The organism is Parasphingorhabdus sp. (assembly GCF_039939955.1).
In the GTDB taxonomy this organism is placed as follows: Bacteria; Pseudomonadota; Alphaproteobacteria; order Sphingomonadales; family Sphingomonadaceae; genus Parasphingorhabdus.
Genome location: NZ_JBDVHS010000002.1, coordinates 21,262 through 42,006 on the forward strand (window position 1 = coordinate 21,262; position 20,745 = coordinate 42,006).

Annotated in this window: 16 protein-coding genes; 8 read left to right on the forward strand and 8 right to left on the reverse strand. The window is 54.3% G+C overall.

What is annotated here, in order from left to right; genetic code table 11:
* The first annotated feature begins 7 nt into the window (after nucleotides 1–7).
* From rplL to ABJG22_RS00340, 3 genes are all read left to right on the forward strand, one after another.
* Complete coding sequence (gene rplL, locus ABJG22_RS00330) at nucleotides 8–382, forward strand: 50S ribosomal protein L7/L12 (protein ID WP_348018244.1); 375 nt, start codon at nucleotides 8–10, stop codon at nucleotides 380–382.
* A gap of 162 nt (nucleotides 383–544) precedes the next feature.
* Nucleotides 545–1,084 (forward strand): adenine phosphoribosyltransferase, encoded by a 540-nt coding sequence (locus tag ABJG22_RS00335; protein WP_348018245.1) that lies wholly within the window; start codon nucleotides 545–547, stop codon nucleotides 1,082–1,084.
* Nucleotides 1,077–1,763 carry a 5'-methylthioadenosine/S-adenosylhomocysteine nucleosidase gene (locus ABJG22_RS00340; protein ID WP_348018246.1) on the forward strand — a complete coding sequence of 229 codons (687 nt, stop codon included), beginning with the start codon at nucleotides 1,077–1,079 and terminating at the stop codon, nucleotides 1,761–1,763. The genes ABJG22_RS00335 and ABJG22_RS00340 overlap by 8 nt, the downstream gene beginning before the upstream one ends.
* Here the strand turns inward: ABJG22_RS00340 and ABJG22_RS00345 are convergent.
* On the reverse strand, nucleotides 1,760–3,199 hold the full coding sequence (locus tag ABJG22_RS00345) for a carotenoid oxygenase family protein (RefSeq protein WP_348018247.1): 1,440 nt from the start codon (nucleotides 3,197–3,199) through the stop codon (nucleotides 1,760–1,762). The two genes, ABJG22_RS00340 and ABJG22_RS00345, sit on opposite strands and share 4 nt — an antisense overlap.
* A 12-nt stretch (nucleotides 3,200–3,211) precedes the next feature.
* Nucleotides 3,212–3,580: a hypothetical protein gene (locus ABJG22_RS00350; RefSeq protein WP_348018248.1), complete on the reverse strand. Its 369-nt coding sequence runs from the start codon at nucleotides 3,578–3,580 to the stop codon at nucleotides 3,212–3,214.
* 123 nt (nucleotides 3,581–3,703) lie between these two features.
* Between ABJG22_RS00350 and ABJG22_RS00355 the strand changes: the two genes are divergently transcribed.
* From ABJG22_RS00355 to rpoC, 3 genes are all read left to right on the forward strand, one after another.
* The gene (locus ABJG22_RS00355; RefSeq protein WP_348018249.1) at nucleotides 3,704–4,285 is read left to right on the forward strand and encodes a TetR/AcrR family transcriptional regulator; all 582 of its coding nucleotides are present in this window, start codon (nucleotides 3,704–3,706) and stop codon (nucleotides 4,283–4,285) included.
* A gap of 221 nt (nucleotides 4,286–4,506) precedes the next feature.
* Nucleotides 4,507–8,907, forward strand: a complete 4,401-nt coding sequence (gene rpoB / locus ABJG22_RS00360; protein ID WP_348018250.1) for a DNA-directed RNA polymerase subunit beta — start codon at nucleotides 4,507–4,509, stop codon at nucleotides 8,905–8,907.
* Between the two features lie 63 nt (nucleotides 8,908–8,970).
* Nucleotides 8,971–13,269 (forward strand): DNA-directed RNA polymerase subunit beta', encoded by a 4,299-nt coding sequence (rpoC, locus tag ABJG22_RS00365; protein ID WP_348018251.1) that lies wholly within the window; start codon nucleotides 8,971–8,973, stop codon nucleotides 13,267–13,269.
* Nucleotides 13,270–13,347: 78 nt separating this feature from the next.
* Here the strand turns inward: rpoC and ABJG22_RS00370 are convergent, their stop codons facing one another.
* On the reverse strand, nucleotides 13,348–13,785 hold the full coding sequence (locus ABJG22_RS00370; RefSeq protein ID WP_348018252.1) for an NAD(P)H-dependent oxidoreductase: 438 nt from the start codon (nucleotides 13,783–13,785) through the stop codon (nucleotides 13,348–13,350).
* 33 nt (nucleotides 13,786–13,818) lie between these two features.
* Nucleotides 13,819–14,013, reverse strand: coding sequence for a hypothetical protein (locus ABJG22_RS00375; protein ID WP_348018253.1), 195 nt, complete (start codon nucleotides 14,011–14,013; stop codon nucleotides 13,819–13,821).
* A 184-nt stretch (nucleotides 14,014–14,197) separates the two neighbouring features.
* On the opposite strand from ABJG22_RS00375, the gene ABJG22_RS00380 reads away from it, so the two are divergent.
* Both ABJG22_RS00380 and ABJG22_RS00385 read left to right on the forward strand, forming a co-directional pair.
* Nucleotides 14,198–14,878: a LysE family translocator gene (locus ABJG22_RS00380; protein ID WP_348018254.1), complete on the forward strand. Its 681-nt coding sequence runs from the start codon at nucleotides 14,198–14,200 to the stop codon at nucleotides 14,876–14,878.
* Nucleotides 14,879–15,904 carry a M48 family metalloprotease gene (locus ABJG22_RS00385; protein WP_348018255.1) on the forward strand — a complete coding sequence of 342 codons (1,026 nt, stop codon included), beginning with the start codon at nucleotides 14,879–14,881 and terminating at the stop codon, nucleotides 15,902–15,904.
* On the opposite strand, the gene ABJG22_RS00390 is transcribed toward ABJG22_RS00385, so the two are convergent.
* From ABJG22_RS00390 to ABJG22_RS00405, 4 genes are all read right to left on the reverse strand, one after another.
* The gene (locus tag ABJG22_RS00390) at nucleotides 15,901–16,170 is read right to left on the reverse strand and encodes a DUF6726 family protein (protein WP_348018256.1); all 270 of its coding nucleotides are present in this window, start codon (nucleotides 16,168–16,170) and stop codon (nucleotides 15,901–15,903) included. The two genes, ABJG22_RS00385 and ABJG22_RS00390, sit on opposite strands and share 4 nt — an antisense overlap.
* A gap of 66 nt (nucleotides 16,171–16,236) precedes the next feature.
* The gene (locus ABJG22_RS00395; RefSeq protein WP_348018257.1) at nucleotides 16,237–17,103 is read right to left on the reverse strand and encodes a UTP--glucose-1-phosphate uridylyltransferase; all 867 of its coding nucleotides are present in this window, start codon (nucleotides 17,101–17,103) and stop codon (nucleotides 16,237–16,239) included.
* 9 nt (nucleotides 17,104–17,112) lie between these two features.
* Entirely contained in the window at nucleotides 17,113–17,646 is a 534-nt protein-coding gene (gene msrA, locus ABJG22_RS00400) for a peptide-methionine (S)-S-oxide reductase MsrA (RefSeq protein WP_348018258.1), read from the reverse strand.
* Between the two features lie 11 nt (nucleotides 17,647–17,657).
* Complete coding sequence (locus tag ABJG22_RS00405) at nucleotides 17,658–20,735, reverse strand: efflux RND transporter permease subunit (protein ID WP_348018259.1); 3,078 nt, start codon at nucleotides 20,733–20,735, stop codon at nucleotides 17,658–17,660.
* Between the last annotated feature and the right edge of the window lie 10 nt (nucleotides 20,736–20,745).

The window sequence follows — 20,745 nt, forward strand, 5'->3', positions numbered from 1 at the left end:
ATTTAAAATGGCTGATATTGCAAAACTAGTTGAAGAACTTTCGAAACTCACCGTCATGGAAGCGGCTGAACTGTCCAAAGCACTGGAAGAAGAGTGGGGCGTTTCCGCTGCTGCTGCTGTTGCTGTTGCTGGACCTGCTGCTGCAGGCGGCGAAGCGGCTGCTGAAGAGAAAGACGAATTTGACGTCATTCTGACCGGCGACGGCGGCAAGAAAATCCAGGTGATTAAAGAAGTCCGTGCGATCACGGCTCTGGGCCTCACCGATGCCAAAGCTCTTGTTGAAGGCGCACCGAAGCCAATCAAAGAAGGCGTCAACAAAGCAGAAGCAGAAGAAATCAAAGGCAAAATCGAAGCTGCTGGCGGTACCGTCGAGCTCAAATAAGCTTTTCGACTTTGAATTTTTAAAGGGCGGTTTCCGGTTTGGAAGCCGCCCTTTTTCTATGCTGTCTTCCAGGCCCCGCAATCGGGTGACTTTTCCGACCGGAATGATTGACAGGGTGCCGCCGCTGCGCAACTAAGACGTTTCTTATTTCCGGGAGACAATATGAGCGACAATCAAGACCTGATCGATCTCGTCCGGACCATCCCCGACTATCCCAAGCCCGGCATCCAGTTCCGCGATGTGTCCACCCTGCTGCTCGACGGCCCCGCTTTTCGTCAGACCATCGACCGGATGATCGCGCTGGTCGATCCCGGCAGTTTCGACCTGATCGCTGGTATAGAGGCCCGCGGTTTCATCGTTTCAGCAGCCATGTCCTATGCACTGGAAAAGGGCAAAGTCATGCTACGCAAGCCCGGAAAACTACCGGGAGAAGCCGTCAGTATCGACTATGCGCTGGAATATGGCACCGACCGGATCGAAATGCATGTCGACGCCATTCAACCGGGGCAGCGTGTGCTATTGGTCGATGATCTGATCGCCACGGGCGGAACGGCCATGGCCGGCGTGGAATTGTTGCGGGGTCAGGGCGCGATTGTCGATTCTGCTCTGTTCATCGTTGACCTGCCCGATTTGGGCGGCGCGCGGAAACTATCCGCAGCCGGCGTGAACCCGATGGCACTAATGGCCTTTGCCGGTGACTGAACATATCACAATCATCACCGGTGTGCAGGACGAAGCGGACGCGTTCCTGCGCGATCACCCGGTAATGCGGATAGACAGTCCGTTGGGCGAAGTGCGCCAGCTCGACCACGGGGGAAAGACGGTCAGCATTTTATGCTCCGGCATCGGCAAGGTACATGCCGGTGCGGCTGCTCTTTATATGCACAGTCACTTCAACCCCGATCTCTTTCTCGTGATCGGAACTGCCGGTCATATCAGCGGCAAACAGGGCGATTGTTTCTATCTCAGCGAGACCTTGCAAGCTGACTATGGCACATTGGAAAGATCCGGCGCGCATGATGGCTTTACCCATTATAATGCCGGGGCGTGGCCCATTGGTCCTGCCGACTGGAAGCCCTTTGAGGCCCATCCAATGCCAGCAGCACTTGCCCTGCCCCAAGCACGGATTGCGACGGCGGACTGTTTTGTGAAATGCCCCGATCGCTCTGCCTATCTACGCGACACACTCCAATCTGATCTCGTTGATATGGAAACAGCAGCGGTGGCTCAAATCGCTGCGCTACTCGATATCCCTTGGGTGGGGATCAAGGCCGTGACCGATGGCGCCAACAGCGACAGTTCCGGCGATTTTCACGCCAATCTGGAAAGAGCGGCCAACCGCGCCGCTCATGAAGCAGCGCGGTTTATCGAATTGCTTTAACTCGCCACCCAATTGCCGTGGAATCCTGGCGGGATACGGTGAGGCAGGTGGATCACCGCCTGCGGCTCGCCAAGGAAATCATCCGCGTTCAAAATCTGTAGCTCGGTGGTTTCATTGCTCATATCGATCACCAGACCGATCAACCATCCCTCATCTTCACCGGCATCATCGCTGCGAGGAACGAAGACAAATTCTCCCGGATGGCGGTCTTCGCCAAAATTCCGCACCGCAGTTTCGCCGGTTGTGAGATCATGTTTGAACAATTCCGTCCCTGCCATATCGAGTTCGTCCGGGCGCCCTGCCAATGCAATGCTATAGATATAGCGATAATCCTGCGTGGTCTTCCGCTCGTCATAGCGCGGAAATTCCTGAGCCCGATCGCTCAGCGTTTTGCGCGCGACCTTTTGCGTGACCGGGTCGACCGTCCACCGTTCAAGCCTTGACCATGCCCCGCCCGGTCCGAAGGTCGTCCGCGCATAGGTGCTTTCATGCACGACAACATCGACGATCACCTTGCCGTCTTTGGTCTCGAAGGCATTGGCGGGGTGATAGACATAGCAGGGATCAACCGCGCACCAGATCGTGTCTCTACCCGAACCATCGCGGGGGCATAGGCCAACCCGGGCGGGATGATCGGGGTTCCAGTCATAAGGAAAAGTGAAGCCGGCCAGCATGCGCTTCATCGAAAAAGTTGCCGGCAGGTCAAAGACCAGCACATAATTGTCGGTGATCTGGCAATCGTGGATCGATGGACCATCTTTCACCGCAATCGGTTCTTGCCGCTTCACCAGTCCATCGGTGCCAAGCACCGTGTGCCAGACCTTGTCGGCGACCGGCGCGTCATAAACGATCGCATGGGTTTCGCCGGTCTTGGGGTCGATATGAGGATGAGCAGAAAATCCGTGCTCCAATGTGCCGTCAAATGGATTATGTGCAATCGTATCCAGTTCGTCGGTCAACTCCACCGGAAATCCGCCTGCCTCGACAATAGCGAAGGTCCGGCCGTTGATACCAACAACATTGGTGTTGGCATTATCCGTCCGCGGCCTGCGGGTCCCAGGCTTGCGTTCCTCACCCAAGGCATCGCTGACGGCATTGGAACGCACCCAGCGGTTGCGATACCATAGAGCCTTGCCATCGACGATGCGGACACCGTGGGTCATGCCATCGCCGACAAACCAGTGATAGCTGGCCTCGTCCGGCGTGGTCACCGGATTGGGACCAATGCGCAAATAGCGGCCATCAAGTGTTTTCGGAATTTCGCCATCCACCTTCATATCGGCAAGCGTGATCTCTTCGGTCATCGGCTTATGAATGCCGGTCAGATAAGGATGCCCGCCTTCGGGTGCCTTCATCCGTTTACGGTTGAGGCCAGCCACGCCAGTCAGAACCGGTGTAACGGCTGCGCGAATGGTTTTTTCAATTACGGAAGCCATAGAAAATTCCTTCTAGTTAAACCTGATGTCGGCGATTGTGGCGATTGCCATTGCCAGCAATATGAGGCCGCCAAGATGGGGGCGACGGAGCGCAGCAAGATTGCCGATTCCGGACAGCGCGAAAATAATGGCTGCAGTGATCGGCAACAGATCATCGCCGGATTGCAAGCGGTTGAACAATACGGCGATGCCAAGTCCCGCCCAAGCCAGTGACGGGATGTGAAAGACCACCCGGATGATATCGCGCATCGTCCGCACGGCAAGCATTCCGCCCATGCGCTCGCGATAGAGTGGGCCGAGAATGATCCGTTCGCTAATCACCGAATGCGCGATCGCGACGATCAATCCAAGTCCGGCGACAATGAACGCGTAAATCAACATTGATGATGTCTCCTTCTATCTTGGCAAATCGAATCGGTATGTTTATGGTGTTAACATGACGATCAATGATAACAGTGTCAACATAAGTCTTCTAAATGGTGAAACATGCCTCCATCTCTTCCAATGAACGCGTCCTATCATCACGGCGACCTGCGCTCTGCGACCCTGCAACTGGGCATGGAGCGGCTGGAGAGTCAGGAGCAACCGGAACTCGGCTTGCGCGCCCTGGCCCGTGACCTTGGCGTTTCGGCAACAGCGCTATATCGTCATTTCCCCAATAAGGATGCGCTGCTCGATGCGCTTGCGCTAGAGGGGCTCAACCGCCTCGGCAGAAACCAGGCAGAAGCAGGAGCAGCAGCAGGCGGCGGCCGGGCCGGCTTTGCCGAGGTCGGGGCGACCTATGTTGATTGGGCGGTCGAACACCCTGCCCTGCTTCGCCTGATCTACACGCGGGTCGGCAAGGTCGATGTTGATATCGATGATCCGTCCGCCATGGGCGAAGCCTTCCATCAACTGCGCAAAGGCATCGCGGCGGCGATGCCCGAAGGCCTGACTCCAGAGGACCGTACTGTTGCAACGCTGCGGGCATGGTCTCTGGTTCACGGTCTCGCGATGTTGATTCTCGATGGCCAAGTCGACTATGATCCAGCGATGGTCAGGAATATCGTTCGGACCAGCGTCGTCACACCGGCCAAGGCCCCTTGACCCAAATCCAACATTTCCCTATATCCCGCGCTCACCACAGATTTCGAGACAGGGCGTGCAGTCGCGCGGTACGCCAAAAGAAATGAAATTTGCACGGTTTTCAGGACGCTAAAAAGCTGCAGTTTCCCACCTTGGGGGACGTGCGGCTTTTCTTGTCTTGAAGCGCCTCCACATTTTGATTTTCCGCCGGTTTTCCGGCGATGGCGAGAAGGCAAAACTATATGGCTACCCAAGCAGCTTCGGTCAAAACGACAGCTCCGAAACCGACCCGCAAGAAACGCATTCGCAAAATCTTCGGCGATATTCACGAAGTCATTGAGATGCCGAATCTCATCGAAGTTCAGCGCGAATCATATGAACAGTTTCTGCGTTCTGATGCCTCGATCGGATATGTATCCGGCCTCGAAAAAACGCTGCGCAGCGTTTTCCCGATCCGCGATTTTGCTGGCACTGCCGAAATGGACTTCGTCAACTATCAGCTCGAAGATCCCAAATATAATGTAGAAGAATGTCGTCAGCGCGGCATCACCTATGCAGCACCGATGAAAGTCACGCTGCGCCTGATCGTCTTTGAAGTCGATCCAGAAACCGAAGCGCGCTCCGTTCTCGATATTAAAGAACAAGACGTTTATATGGGCGACATGCCTTTGATGACCAAGAACGGCACGTTCGTCATCAACGGTACAGAGCGTGTTATCGTCAGCCAGATGCACCGTTCGCCCGGTGTCCTGTTTGACCATGACCGCGGCAAGACCCACTCGTCTGGCAAATTCCTGTTCGCTGCCCGCGTCATTCCTTACCGTGGCAGCTGGCTCGACTTTGAATTTGACGCAAAAGACATCGTCAACGTCCGTATTGACCGTAAGCGTAAGCTTCCCGTGACCGCATTGCTGCGTTCGCTGGGTGATGCGATCCTTGAAGTCAAAGAGAAGAAGCCTGATTTCAAAGCGGGTGAAATGGTCCGTGTCGGCGGCATGAAGCAGCCTGCTGAAATTCTCGAAATCGACGGCAATTTGATCACCATCCGCGAACCAATGGGCGCGATTGAATTTAACGGTGGCAAGATTGAAGATGAAGGCCGCACCAAGAGCGCCGAAATCGTCAAGATCGTCAAACAGGGCTATTCGGAAGAAGATATCCTGAACCTGTTCTACGACCGCATCGTTTACAAGCGTGCGAAAGATGGCTGGACCATTCCTTTCGTGACCGAACAATGGCGCGGACTGAAGCCGACCTTTGACATTGTCGACGCCAAAAGCGGCGAAATCGTCTTTGAAGCCGGTGCCAAGATCACACCGCGCGCAGCGAAAAAAGCTGAATCCGATGGCATGAAGGATATTGTCATCCCGACCGAGGAAATCTTCGGCCGCTACAGTGCTTTTGACCTGATCAACGAAAAAACCGGCGAGATTTATATCGAAGCTGGTGACGAAGTGACCGCAGAAAATCTCGAGAAGATTGACAATGCTGGCATCGACGCACTCGAATTGCTGGACATTGACCATGTCACGACCGGCCCTTGGATCCGCAACACGTTGAAAGTCGACAAGGCGGAAGACCGTGACGGTGCGCTTTCCGACATTTATCGTGTCATGCGTCCTGGCGAGCCACCAACGCGCGAAACCGCAGAAGCTCTGTTCGAAGGCCTGTTCTTCGATCCAGAACGCTATGACCTCAGCGCCGTGGGCCGTGTAAAACTCAACATGCGCCTCGATCTGGATGCGCCGGCTGATTATACAATCCTCCGCAAAGAAGACATTCTGGAAGTTGTGAAAACCCTCGTCGATCTGAAAGACGGCAAGGGCGAAGTCGATGATATCGATAACCTCGGCAACCGCCGTGTTCGTTCTGTTGGCGAACTTCTGGAAAACCAATATCGCGTCGGCCTGCTTCGTATGGAGCGTGCCGTCAAAGAACGCATGAGCAGCGTAGACGTATCCACCGTGATGCCGAACGATCTGATCAATGCGAAACCTGCGGTTGCAACGGTTCGTGAATTCTTCGGCTCTTCGCAGCTGTCCCAGTTCATGGATCAGACCAACCCGCTTTCGGAAGTCACCCATAAACGCCGTGTCTCAGCCTTGGGCCCCGGTGGTTTGACCCGTGAACGCGCTGGTTTTGAAGTCCGCGACGTTCACCCGACCCACTATGGTCGTATCTGTCCGATTGAAACGCCGGAAGGTCCGAACATTGGTCTGATCAACTCGCTGGCATCATTCAGCCGCGTCAACCAATATGGCTTTATCGAAACACCATATCGGAAAGTCGTCGACAATAAGGTCACCAACGACGTTGTCTATCTCTCCGCGATGGAAGAGCAGAAGCACACGGTCGCACAGGCCAATGCAGATTTGAATGCGGATGGCAGCTTTGTTGAGGAAATCGTTTCCTCCCGTCAGGCTGGCGAATTCCTCATGGCACCACGCGACATCATCACTTTGATGGACGTTAGCCCGAAACAGCTGGTTTCGGTGGCTGCCTCGCTTATCCCATTCCTGGAAAACGATGACGCTAACCGCGCATTGATGGGATCAAACATGCAACGTCAGGCCGTGCCTTTGGTGAAAGCCGAGGCGCCGTTTGTCGGTACCGGCATGGAAGAGACTGTGGCCCGTGACTCCGGTGCTGCGATTGCCGCGAAACGCGCTGGTATTGTCGATCAGGTGGATGCCACCCGTATCGTCATTCGCGCATCGGGTGCCGTGGAAGCTGGTCGATCCGGTGTGGACATCTACACGCTGCAGAAATTCCAGCGTTCCAACCAAAACACCTGCATCAACCAACGTCCGTTGGTGAAAGTGGGCGAAATTGTTCAGCAAGGCGATACCATTGCTGACGGTCCATCTACCGACATGGGTGAATTGGCGCTCGGCAAGAACAGCCTTGTCGCCTTCATGCCTTGGAATGGCTACAATTATGAGGATAGTATCCTCATCTCCGAACGGATCGTGAAAGACGACGTCTTCACCTCGATCCATATCGAAGAATTTGAAGTCATGGCCCGCGACACCAAGCTCGGCCCCGAAGACATTACCCGTGACATTCCAAATGTCGGTGAAGATGCCCTGCGCAATCTCGACGAAGCGGGCATCGTCTATATCGGTGCAGAAATTGAACCGGGCGATATTCTGGTCGGCAAGATCACACCGAAGGGTGAATCGCCAATGACGCCGGAAGAAAAACTTCTCCGCGCAATCTTTGGTGAAAAAGCTTCGGATGTGCGGGACACCTCCTTGCGTCTGCCTCCTGGCGTTGCGGGTACCGTTGTTGAGGTTCGTGTGTTTAACCGCCACGGCATCGACAAAGACGAACGCGCCTTGGCCATTGAACGCGAAGAAATTGCGCGCTTTACCAAGGATCGCGATGACGAACGCGCTATCCTTAATCGCGCTACGTTCAACACGTTGAAAGATATGCTGATCGGTCAAACGGCAACTTCTGCACCGAAGCCAATGAAGAAAGGCGCTGCGATTACTGCAGAAAGCCTGTCCGAACTGGAACAGGTCGACTGGTGGAAGATTGCGGTCAAGGACGATCAGGTTCAATCAGACTTCGAAGCCACGCGTCAACAATATGACGAAGCAATCAAGCTGATCAACGAACGGTTCGAAGACCGTCGTGAGAAGCTGGAGCGCGGCGACGAATTGTCACCAGGCGTGTTGAAAATGGTCAAAGTCTTCGTCGCGGTGAAGCGCAAGCTGCAACCAGGCGACAAAATGGCTGGCCGTCACGGCAACAAAGGGGTTATCTCCCGCATCCTTCCACAGGAAGATATGCCGTTCCTCGAAGATGGTACCCCGGTTGACATCGTGCTCAACCCATTGGGTGTGCCGTCGCGAATGAACGTCGGACAGATTTTTGAAACCCATCTTGGCTGGGCCGCACGTGGTCTGGGCGAGCAGGTAACGAAAGCTCTGGAAGAATGGAAACTGGCTAACCCTGATCCGAAGGCGGCACCACCGCCCGACGCGGTCAAAGAACGGTTGAAGGTCATTTACGGCGAGCAATATCATGACGATATCGATAGCCGCGAGACCGGTGAGATTGTTGAAATGGTCGGCCATCTTCGTCACGGTGTTCCTATGGGAACGCCTGTCTTTGACGGTGCGCATGAAAGCGACGTTTCCGACATGCTTGAACTGGCAGGTCTAGATCGCAGCGGTCAGGTCAATCTCTTTGATGGCCGGACCGGCGACAAGTTCGACCGTAAGGTGACCGTGGGCTATATTTACATGCTCAAACTGCACCATCTGGTTGATGACAAGATCCACGCACGTTCCATTGGACCGTACAGCCTTGTCACGCAGCAGCCTCTTGGCGGTAAAGCGCAATTTGGCGGACAGCGTTTCGGGGAAATGGAAGTATGGGCACTGCAAGCTTACGGCGCGGCTTACACGCTGCAGGAAATGCTGACGGTCAAGTCGGATGACGTGATCGGCCGGACCAAGGTTTACGAAGCCATCGTCAAAGGCGACGATACATTCGAAGCCGGCGTTCCGGAAAGCTTTAACGTTCTGGTCAAAGAAATGCGGTCGCTCGGCCTCAACGTCCAACTCTCCAGCTTCGGTGACGAAGATGAAGAAGGCGATGATGACGACGGCATTGCGATAGCGGCGGAGTGAAGCGCTAGTTTCACTCCACCCTGCATTTGAAATTTGGGGCGAAAGCCCAAGAGGAATTAAGACATGAACCAAGTAACAAATTTTGCAAATCCGATCGCAAAGCCAGAAACATTTGACCAGATCCAAATTGGTCTTGCTTCGCCAGAGCGCATCCGCAGCTGGTCCTTTGGTGAAATCAAGAAACCAGAAACCATCAACTACCGGACCTTCAAGCCGGAGCGTGATGGCCTATTCTGCGCACGTATCTTTGGTCCGGTAAAAGATTACGAATGCCTATGCGGCAAATATAAGCGCATGAAGTACAAAGGCATCGTCTGCGAAAAATGCGGTGTTGAAGTCACGGTCACCAAAGTACGCCGGGAACGCATGGGTCATATCGACCTTGCCGCTCCGGTCGCGCATATCTGGTTCCTGAAATCCCTGCCATCGCGCATCGGTCTATTGCTCGACATGCAGCTCAAGCAGCTGGAACGCGTGCTCTATTTCGAAAGCTATGTGGTTATCGAACCCGGTTTGACGGCTCTGGAAAAATTCCAGCTGCTGACCGAAGACGAAATGCTCGAAGCACAGGATGAATATGGCGAAGATGCTTTCTCTGCCGGTATCGGTGCTGAAGCCGTCAAGATCATGCTGCAAGACCTCGATCTGGAGCAGGAACGCGACGATCTGATGGAAGATCTGCGGACGACCAAGTCGACGCTGAAACCCAAGAAGATCATCAAACGCCTCAAGGTTGTCGAAAGCTTCATCGATTCCGGTAACAAGCCAGAATGGATGATCCTGGAAATCATTCCAGTGATTCCACCCGAATTGCGCCCGCTGGTGCCTTTGGATGGCGGCCGCTTCGCGACCTCCGATCTCAACGACCTCTATCGTCGCGTGATCAACCGGAACAACCGTTTGAAACGCCTGATGGAACTCCGCGCGCCAGACATCATCGTCCGGAACGAGAAGCGTATGCTTCAGGAATCGGTTGATGCTTTGTTCGACAATGGTCGTCGTGGCCGGACCATCACCGGCGCAAACAAACGTCCGCTGAAATCCCTGTCCGACATGCTCAAGGGCAAACAGGGCCGTTTCCGTCAGAACCTTCTCGGTAAGCGCGTCGACTATTCCGGTCGTTCGGTTATCGTGACCGGTCCTGAGCTGAAATTGCATCAATGTGGTCTGCCGAAGAAAATGGCCTTGGAATTGTTCAAGCCGTTCATCTACGCGCGCCTCGATGCCAAGGGCCTCTCGATGACGCTCAAACAGGCCAAGAAATGGGTCGAAAAAGAGCGGAAAGAAGTTTGGGATATTCTGGAAGAAGTGATCCGCGAGCATCCCGTGATGCTGAACCGCGCACCAACGCTTCACCGTTTGGGCATCCAGGCTTTTGAACCGGTATTGATCGAAGGCAAAGCCATCCAGCTTCACCCGCTGGTCTGCTCCGCCTTTAACGCCGACTTTGACGGTGACCAAATGGCGGTTCACGTTCCTCTGAGCCTCGAGGCCCAGTTGGAAGCACGTGTCTTGATGATGTCGACCAACAACATCCTGTCGCCTGCCAATGGTAAGCCAATCATCGTTCCTTCGCAGGATATGGTTCTCGGTATCTATTATCTGACAATGGATCGTAAGGGTGAACCGGGCGAAGGCATGTTGCTGGCGGATATGGCCGAAGTGCATCAGGCGCTGGAAATTGGTGCGGTGACTTTGCACTCCAAAATCACCACCCGGGTTCCGCAGACCGATGAGGAAGGCAACCCCATTCTCAAGCGGTTCGAAACCACACCAGGTCGTTTGCTGATCGCAGAATGCCTGCCGAAATCACATCTGGTTCCATTCGATATCGTGAACCGCTTGCTGACCAAAAAAGAAGTCGGCGACGTGATTGACCAAGTCTATCGCCACACCGGCCAGAAAGACACGGTCCTGTTCGCCGATGCGATCATGGGTCTGGGCTTCCGCCACGCTTGCCGTGCCGGTATTTCCTTCGGCAAGGATGACATGATCATTCCTGATTCCAAAGATGCGACGGTTGAAGAAACCCGCGCTTTGGCCGCTGACTATGAGCAGCAATATCAAGATGGTCTGATCACCCAGCAGGAAAAATATAACAAAGTGATCGACGCATGGTCTCGCTGTGGTGACACGGTTGCGAACGCGATGATGGACGAGCTGGCCGCGACGCCAGAGGACGAACATGGTCGCGAGCGCGAGATTAACGCGATCTACATGATGAGCCACTCCGGGGCGCGTGGTTCACCAGCACAGATGAAGCAGTTGGGCGGCATGCGCGGCCTGATGGCTAAGCCTTCTGGCGAGATTATTGAAACACCGATTATCTCGAACTTTAAAGAAGGCCTGACGGTTCTGGAATATTTCAACTCGACTCACGGGGCGCGTAAAGGCCTTGCGGATACGGCGTTGAAAACGGCAAACTCGGGTTATCTGACTCGCCGTCTGGTTGACGTCTCGCAGGATTGCACGATTGTTGAAAATGACTGCGGCACCGAAAATGCACTGGAGATGAAAGCCATCGTCCAGGGCGGTTCGGTTATCGCATCGCTTGGCGAACGTATCTTGGGCCGGACCATGGCTGAAGATATTATCGACAGCAAAGATGATAGCGTTGTGATCAAGGCGGGCACGTTGCTCGACGAAGCAGCCATCCTTGTGATCGAAGAGCTCGGCATTCAGTCTGCGCGCATCCGCTCGCCTCTGGTTTGCGAATCCAAAATGGGCGTCTGTGGCACCTGCTACGGTCGTGACCTTGCTCGCGGTACACCGGTGAATATCGGTGAAGCAGTTGGCGTTATCGCGGCTCAGTCTATTGGTGAGCCGGGTACGCAGCTTACGATGCGGACCTTCCACATCGGCGGCGCGGCACAGCTCAACGAGCAGTCCAATCTGGAATCGGTTGCCGAAGGTAAGGTCGAATATCGCGACATGCCGGTCATCGAAGACAAGAACGGACGCTTCCTGTCCTTGGCGCGTAGCGGTATCATCGCTGTGATCGACGATGAAGGGCGTGAACGGTCTGCCGATAAGGTGCCTTATGGTACCAGCGTGCTGGTCAAAGATGGCGCGAAAGTCAGCTTGGGCGATCGTCTGGCAGAATGGGATCCATTCACCATGCCGATGATCACCGAGAAGCCTGGTGTCATCAAATATCAGGACGTCATCGAAGGCAAGACGATGACCGAGCAGACCGATGAAGCCACCGGTATCGCACAACGTGTGATCACGGAATATCGGGCTTCTGGCCGTGGCGCCAACAAAGAGGACCTTCGTCCTCGCCTCACCCTGATGGATGAGAATAGCGGTGAATCCGGTCGTTATATGCTCGCCAATGGCGCAACCCTGTCCGTCGATGACGGCGCAAAGGTTGCTGCTGGTGACGTGCTGGCACGTGTTTCTCGCGAAGCTGCGAAAACGCGTGACATTACGGGTGGTCTGCCACGTGTGGCCGAACTGTTCGAAGCGCGTATTCCGAAGGACAATTCGATCATCGCCAAAATCGACGGACGGATTGAATTTGTTCGCGATTATAAAGCGAAACGCAAGATCGCGATTGTTCCGGAAGAAGGCGAACCAGTCGAATATCTGGTGCCGAAGACGAAAGTCATCGACGTGCAGGAAGGCGATTTCGTTAAGAAAGGCGACAATCTGGTTTCCGGTTCTCCGGATCCGCATGACATTCTGGAAGTTCTGGGGATTGAGGCTTTGGCCGAATATCTCGTTTCGGAAATTCAGGAAGTCTATCGTCTGCAGGGCGTGAAAATCAACGATAAGCACATTGAGACGATTGTTCGTCAGATGTTGCAGAAAGTTGAGATCACCAATGGCGGTGATACGACGCTTCTACCCGGCGAGCAGGTCGATCTCGAAGAGATGATGGAATATAATGCGAAGCTGACCAAGAAGCAGGTTCCTGCGGAAGGTAAGCCAGTGCTTCTTGGTATCACCAAGGCCAGCCTGCAAACCCGTAGCTTCATCTCTGCGGCTTCTTTCCAAGAAACCACCCGGGTGCTTACCCAGGCGGCGGTCGAGGGCAAGAAGGATCAGCTGATCGGTCTCAAGGAAAACGTGATCGTTGGTCGCTTGATCCCTGCCGGTACGGGTGCGGGCATGAACCGTGCACGGATTGCTGCAACCAGCCGCGATGCAGCCTTGCGGGCGCAACAGCAGAAAATGCTCGATGCGATGCAGGCCGCTGCGGATCTGAAAGCTGAGGAAGTAGCGAAAGCCGCAACCCCTGCTGAAGCAGAACCAACGGCAGAGGAAGTCTTTGCTGCACCAGAAGCTGAAGTAGCGGTTGAAGAACCAGCTGTTGAAGAAGCGCCTGCAGCAGAAGCAGAAACCGACGAAAAAGAATAAGCTTCACGGCTTAATCATATTAAAAAGGCCCCGCTGGAGACGATCCAGCGGGGCCTTTTTTACGCGTGGACGCTGTAGCTAACTCACGGCAACATCCGCCAGCGCTTCGTTCAGCGCCGTTTCGCCCTTCATCATCTGCTGGTCGGCCGCAACTATCGTCACATCGGTAATACCGACAAAGCCCAATATGTGACGCAGATAGCCGGAAGCAAAGTCGATGTCGCTGCCCACTTCGGTTCCACCCGATGCAATAAGCACATAGGCCTTCTTTCCGGTCAGCAGGCCTTCGGGGCCGTTGGCGGTATATTGGAACGTCTTGCGCGCCCGGGCGATCATATCGATCCAAGCCTTTAAAGAGGCGGGGACGGAAAAATTATAGATGGGCGTACCGATCACTAAAGTGTCTGCGGCAATCAGTTCATCTACCAACCGATCGGACAAAGCCAGCTCTGCCTTTTGCGCGTCTGTCCGCTCGTTTTCATCGGTGAAATTCGCATGCACCCAATCTTCAGTCACAAAAGGAAGGGCTTCGGATATCTGCCCGACTTTCTATGTCAAAAAGCCTTGGATGCGGGCGATCTGATCGATGTCCTCCCGGGATGGCACATCGGCGACGTCGCCATCAATATTGTGATGCCCCCTTCCCGGCTGCGTCCGGCCCGGGTCGATGCTTTGGTCAACTATCTCAAGGATAATTTGCGCTAGCGAGAAGCCGCCGCGATTTCGCTGTCCTACATCAGCCAAATTCTGTATTTTCCTTTTTCACCAATGAAATGATGATCTGCGCCCATGACAATAGACTTCTTGCCAACCGATATTTCAGAAGCGCCAGACGGCGTGTTTGTCGCAAAATTCGGGGGTGGAGATATTTTTTCTCTTACACTGTAAACTTTGTAAAGTTCGTCAGGAAAAATAGGCCCGAATATTAATGCCCCTCGAAACCATATTCTTGTTCATCGCTGTCGACATGATGTTTTGTCTCTCCCCCGGGCCGGCGACCATGGTCACTGTCAGCCACGCGCTGCCACAGGGTGCTGCGGGCGGAATGCGTGGTGCTCTTGGACCAATCGTGGGGGTGAATGTCGGCAATTTCATTTGGTATGCCCTGACCGCCTTCGGTCTAGTCGCGCTCATACAGGCCGTTCCGGTCGCTTATTCCGTCCTTCGCTGGGTCGGCGTAGCCTATCTCGCTTGGATGGGCTTTCAGATGTTCATGCGCACCAGCCGCACGCTGGACCCGGAAGCGGCCAATAGCGCCAGTTTCAAAAAAGGCTTTCTCAGTGGCTTGGCCGTACATATGTCCAACCCCAAGGCCTTGCTATTCTATACCGCATTCATTCCGCCATTCATCGATCCGACCGGTAATTTGTGGCTGCAATTTTCGATACTCGCTGGGCTGACCGTGATTACAGAAACCACCGGCCTGAGCTTCTATGCCGCTCTTGCTTCAAAAGCGCGCAATTTGGGAGATGCCGATCAGGCGCAACCCTTGTTTCAGAAAGTTGCGGCAGCAGTATTAATCGGCGCGGCGCTGATATTGGCATGGTGGAACATCACGGACAATGCGATAGAAGGTGCATTCAACCTCTCGAAAGGAGCAATGGGCTAGATGAAAGCCATGACACGGATCTGGTTCAGTTTCTTGGCCTTGACCTTTACAGCCCCCCTGTTGGCTCAGGACGGAGCGGATGGCCAGTTTGATGCGGGCGCGGTTGAAGCGTTAAAAGGCCTGCAGCTGCTTGACCAGCGGCTGAACGCTATTGGCTATCGACTGGTCGATGCCAATGCACCCTATTGCGACCAGAAAGCCCCTAGGACCGGGTTTTTTCTCAATGATATCGCCCAATATGCCGATCAAGAAACCGCCCGCTATGCGCTCGGGTTCGATGATATGATCGGAATCACGGCGGTGGCGGCGGATAGCCCGGCGGACAGTGCGAAATTGATGCCAGGCGATACCATCCAGGCGATCAACAATATGTCCATTGATGAAATCTCCATGGATGATCCACAGCTTGCCAGCGAACCACCTGTCTATCGCAGGATTGCGGCTATCAACCGGATGATGGAACAGGCACTGGCCAAGCGCGGCGCCCAGTTGACCGTCTCGCGTCGTGGCGTCAGTCGAACGGTTCTGATTGAACCGGTTATAACATGTCCGGGGAAATTCCAAATCCGGGTCAGTGCCGACCGAAGCGCAACCGCAGATGGAGAGATGGTCAGCATCACCTCCCGTCTCGCTGAATATTTTCTCGATGACGATGAATTTGCCGCCGTTGCCGCACATGAACTGGCCCACAATCTGCTCAAGCACAACGACCGCCTCAACGCACAAAAGGTCAATCGCGGATTTTTCGGGCAATTTGGCAAGAGCGCCAGCCGGATCAAGACCGCCGAGATTGAGGCAGACCGCCTATCGGTGTGGCTGATGGCCAACGCAGGCTATGATCCAGATGCCGCAATTCGTTTCTGGACCCGCTATGGCAAGGAACATGGCAAGGGCATTTTTTCCGCCTCGACCCACTATCGCTGGAAGAAGCGGGTAAAGCTATTCGAAGAAGAAATCGCAATAATGGCGACTATCGAACGGGTTGACGGCAAGCTACCGCCACCCTTGCTGACAAGCCAAGATTAATCGTCGCTATATTGCTCTTTGCAGGCATCGCGCTCTTGCTTGTTATCTGCGCGATCCAAACAGGCCTCCCGTTGCGCCTTGCGCTCTTCCAGCACACGGCGGCCGAGGTCTTCTTCCTTTTCGGATTGCGTCTGGGTGGCGGCATCAACAGCCGATTCCACCACGGTCCCAGCCGCCTTGAATGGTGCCGAGATGATCTTGCTCGCGACGCAGCCCGACAGAAGCAAAGGAACTAGAGCGGCGGATAATAGAGAAAATGCACGCATGAAATACTCCTCAGATACCTTATATAATAGCAATGATGATATCCGGATGAACACCGGAACCCGTCATCATTGCGCCAATAGCGTCTCTGCCATTGCTCGAATGTCACTGCCGATTTCGGGATGGGCCAAAGCCATGGCCAGATTGGCTTCGACATAGCCCTGCTTCGATCCGCAATCATAACGCTTCCCGTCAAAGGTCATGCCATGAAACGGCTGCTTGCCGATCATCTGCGCCATCGCATCGGTCAGCTGGATTTCGCCACCCGCTCCGGCTGCCTGGGTTTCCAAAATACGCATCACTTCGGACTGCAATATATAACGACCCGGCAGGATCAGGTTCGACGGCGCGGTACCAGCCGCCGGTTTCTCGACCAACCCTTTAACCTCCGTAATCGGCCCGTCTTGCTTGCCGGGATCAATCACACCGTAAGAAGGCGTATCCTCAATCGGAATTTCCAGCGCGCAAACGATATTGCCACCAAGCTTATCATAGGCCCCCACCATCTGCTTCATGCAACCAGGCGCGCCGACCATGAATTCATCAGGCAGAAAAATCGCGAAGGGCTCATCACCAATGATATCGCGCGCGCACCAGATGGCATGGCCAAGACCGAGGGGCTCTTGCTGTCGCACGAACACGCAATCACCGGGCCTGAGACGGGTTCCGTCAAGCACGGACCCATCCTTCGAACGGTCCGCCATCGTTCGCTCCAGCTCATAAGCCATATCGAAATGGTCTTCGATCATGCCCTTGCCACGGCCGTTGACAAAGATCATCTGCTCAATTCCGGCCTCCAATGCTTCATCCACGGCATATTGGAGGAGTGGACGGTCAACGATGGGGAACAGTTCTTTCGGCATCACCTTGGTAGCCGGCAAGAAGCGGGTTCCCATGCCCGCAACGGGAAAGACTGCTTTTCTGATCGGTTTCATGGGATGCTCCTACTCCTTCAGATTACCGGCAAAACTGGTGCGCAATTTCTGCAATTTCGGTGGAATAGTTGCGACGCAATAAGGATTGCCGCGCCCTTCATCCGCCCAATATTGCTGATGATAGTCCTCTGCGACATACCAGGGCGCAGGGCCTTCTATCGTGGTCACAATTGGTTCAGCGCGGCCCTCTGCGGCCCGTCCTATGCCCGCTTCTGCTTCAGACCGCTGTACATCATCCAATGGGAATATCGCCGACCGATATTGGGTACCAACGTCATTGCCCTGACGATTGAGCTGGGTCGGATCATGGGTTGCGAAAAAGATATCAAGCAGGACCGAATAGCTTATCACCGCGTCATCAAACCCGATCTTGATTGCTTCGGCGTGACCGGTCGTGCCGGAACAAACCTCTCGATAGCTGGGGTCCGGATTCTTGCCACCAATATATCCGCTTTCCACAGAATATACCCCGGCAATGTCATTAAAGACCGCTTCGGTGCACCAAAAACAACCACCAGCGAAAATGGCTTCCTGCTTTGCCATAAAAACTTCCTTTATGTGGTGGCTACATCGCCTCCGCTATTTATGTTCGAACTCTCTTCATCGCGCCTCGCGACCAAGAGGTACATCGCGGGTGTTACCACGCGGGACAAAAGAGTTGAACTTATCAATCCACCAATGATGATCGCGGCCAATGGCGCATAGAGCGCACCGCCCCATAGCGCGAGGGGAGTCAAACCGCCAATTGCGGTTATCGACGTCAACAGTACGGGCAGAAAGCGGACTTCTCCGGCCTTCTCTATCGCTTCCCGCAACCCCATGCCCTGATCCCGAAGTTGCGCGGTAAAATCGACCAGCAATATCGAATTTTTAATCTCAATGCCGATCAGCGCAATGAAGCCAATAACCGCCATGACACTGAGCGAATTGCCCGTGATCAACAGGGCAAGAATACCGCCGAAAATCCCTAGAGGAACGACACCCGCCACCACAATTGTTTCACGAAACCGCCGGAACTCGGCGACCAGGATCGCAAAAATCAGCATCAGCGCAGTGATAATCAAAGGCCCAAAATTCCCGAAGGTTTCACCAATTTTTTCAGCCTCGCCGCCGACGGACCATTCATAGCCTTCAGGAAAATCGATTTGCTCCAGCTCCTCTACGGCACGATTGTTTACCGTCGATGGAATTTCCCCAAAGTCGACCTGGGCCGTAACCAGCACCGTTCTTTGCAATTGATGGCGCTGAATCTGCGGAGTTACGTTGGTAAGCTTGGGGTCGGTTATCTGGGACAAGGGCACCGGATCGCCCGTGCGCGATGCGACATAGACTTTCTCCAACACCGATATCGGAAGGCTCTCTTCAAATGGGAAGCGGACCGTGACAGGATAATTATCACCTTCCCGATCCCTGAAAGATGCCGCCCATTCGCCACTGATCGCCAACCGGATGGCGCGACGCGGTTCGCCGGATGGAATATTCAGCAGCGCTGCTTTCTTTTCATTCAGCCCGATGTCCAAATCAACTTTGTCCGTCTCCACCGGATTAACAATATCGCGAGCACCAGAGGTGTTGCGCAACACATCAGCTACTTTACCCGACAATTGTTTCAACTTGTCCAGCTCTGGTCCCGCGACCCGAATAACAATCGGGGCATCCACATGAGTCCCGTTGTGGAAAAGCTCAATCTTCACACGCGCACCGGCAATCTGATCCATTTGCGCGCGCAACCGCTCAATCATCTTCGGACCTTCGCTCGTGTCCCATTTATCCAGTACTGCCAGCACTTCCCCATAGTTGATGCGCTCCGCCCTGGGTCCGATATTGTAGAACACCTGGGGGTTACCATTGCCTATATTCTCAGCTCGCACCTTTATGCTGGGTTCAGTTTCGAGGATTTTTGTGACTTCGGCGACGATCCGATCAGTACGGTCAAGGCTGCTACCTTGTTCCGCTTCAACCACAACGCGGAAATAAGGCGCGTCGGCAAAGGGAAAGAGCGAAAAGCCGAGTACCGGGATGAGCGCAAAAGTCGAAAAGCATAATGCCATGGCCAGCACAACCGTCTTGACGGGCGCGCCCAAGGCTATGTGCAAAAAGGGCCGATAGAAACGGTCGATTTTGTCGTTTACCCAGCGCAGCGCTCGATTGCCTTCCGGATCTTCATCCCGTCGCAAAATTCGGCTGGCGAGAAACGGAATAAGCGATAGTGAAATAACCAGTGAAGCCACCACGGTCGCGATAATGACGATGAAGAAGGACTTGGTATAGGCGCCTGCCCCGCCGGGCAGAAACAACAGCGGCACAAAGGCAAGAACCAGAACCGCCGTAGAGCCAATAACGGCTTTGCGGATTTCCAAACTTGCATCGATCGCAGCCTGCGTGCGCGTCTTGCCCATTCGCAAATGCCGCGCGATATTTTCTGTCACCACAATGCTGTCATCCACCAGCAACCCAAGGGACACGATGAACCCGGCGATTGAGAGTTGGCTGAGATTATAGCCCATGGTGTAAAGCACCAGAAGACCCGACGCGAGCGATAGCGGGATGGAAATCATGACAATTGCCGAAGATCGCAGTCCAAGCGGTAGAAGCGTAAAAATGACCAAGACGAAGGCGATCGTAAAATCGCGGGTCAATTCATTCAATCGCCTCTTCACGTCGCGACTCTGGTCGAACTGCATGACCAATTTGATATCCGGCGGCAGGATTGATCTTTGTCGCTCCAATTCGGTATCAAGCTGGTCTTTAAGGCGTGTCACATCGACACCGTCTTTCTGTGTCACCGTAAGGAACACCGCCCGCTGGCCATTGTGACGGGTCCGGTAAATCTGTTCCTCCGCGCCCCAGCTGACACCCGCAACATCACCGACAGTCAAAAGGGACCCATCAGATGCCCGAAGCGGCAGTCCGCGAATTGCATCGAGATTCCGAAATGCCCCGCCGGCTTCCACGTTTAAACGGCGCTCACCACTTTGCACCGCACCACCGGGCAGATCTGCGCCCCCCTGACGAACAGCATCGGCAATCGCACTGGCGGGAACGCGAAGTTCGGATAGCCGGTCAGGATTGACTTCCACACTGACTTCCGGTTGCGGCAACCCAAAGGTCCGTGATTCCCGAACCCCGGGGTTGCGCATGAAAACGTCCATCATATCATCCGCATATTTTTCCATCCGCCGCCAAGATGCGGTTTCACTAACCAAGGCCACCTGCATGACGGCAGCCTCTGTGGTGCGAATCTTGCGATATTCTAGCTTTTGCAGATTATTAGGCAGCTGATCACGGATCGCGGATACTTCGCGCACGACATCATCAAAATAGCCGTCAACATCACCCGACCATTCGCTGAATTCAACGGTGATGATGGTGCCACCATCGGTACTCGTCGATTTCACTTCCACGATGTCGTCTAAACCCTGAACGGCCTCTTCGATCGGCTTTGCAACCGTCTCTTCCATTTCTTGCGCATCAGCGCCCGGTTGAATCGCAATGATATTAACGGCTGGAATAGGAAAATGCGTGTCTACCGCCTTGGAGATATTGAAGAGCGCGCTGATGCCCAACACAACCAACAAGCCAAACAGGACCGAACTGAGCTGCCAACGAGATATGACGAACCGGGCAAGCATATCAGGCCGC

Bases quoted from the DNA above. Each gene is read 5' to 3' on its own strand.
- rplL (WP_348018244.1), top strand. From the start codon at position 8: ATGGCTGATATTGCAAAACTAGTTGAAGAACTTTCGAAACTCACCGTC.
- ABJG22_RS00335 (WP_348018245.1), top strand. From the start codon at position 545: ATGAGCGACAATCAAGACCTGATCGATCTCGTCCGGACCATCCCCGAC.
- ABJG22_RS00345 (WP_348018247.1), bottom strand. From the start codon at position 3,199: ATGGCTTCCGTAATTGAAAAAACCATTCGCGCAGCCGTTACACCGGTT.
- ABJG22_RS00350 (WP_348018248.1), bottom strand. From the start codon at position 3,580: ATGTTGATTTACGCGTTCATTGTCGCCGGACTTGGATTGATCGTCGCG.
- ABJG22_RS00355 (WP_348018249.1), top strand. From the start codon at position 3,704: ATGAACGCGTCCTATCATCACGGCGACCTGCGCTCTGCGACCCTGCAA.
- rpoB (WP_348018250.1), top strand. From the start codon at position 4,507: ATGGCTACCCAAGCAGCTTCGGTCAAAACGACAGCTCCGAAACCGACC.
- rpoC (WP_348018251.1), top strand. From the start codon at position 8,971: ATGAACCAAGTAACAAATTTTGCAAATCCGATCGCAAAGCCAGAAACA.
- ABJG22_RS00380 (WP_348018254.1), top strand. From the start codon at position 14,198: ATGCCCCTCGAAACCATATTCTTGTTCATCGCTGTCGACATGATGTTT.
- ABJG22_RS00385 (WP_348018255.1), top strand. From the start codon at position 14,879: ATGAAAGCCATGACACGGATCTGGTTCAGTTTCTTGGCCTTGACCTTT.
- ABJG22_RS00390 (WP_348018256.1), bottom strand. From the start codon at position 16,170: ATGCGTGCATTTTCTCTATTATCCGCCGCTCTAGTTCCTTTGCTTCTG.
- ABJG22_RS00395 (WP_348018257.1), bottom strand. From the start codon at position 17,103: ATGAAACCGATCAGAAAAGCAGTCTTTCCCGTTGCGGGCATGGGAACC.
- msrA (WP_348018258.1), bottom strand. From the start codon at position 17,646: ATGGCAAAGCAGGAAGCCATTTTCGCTGGTGGTTGTTTTTGGTGCACC.
- ABJG22_RS00405 (WP_348018259.1), bottom strand. From the start codon at position 20,735: ATGCTTGCCCGGTTCGTCATATCTCGTTGGCAGCTCAGTTCGGTCCTG.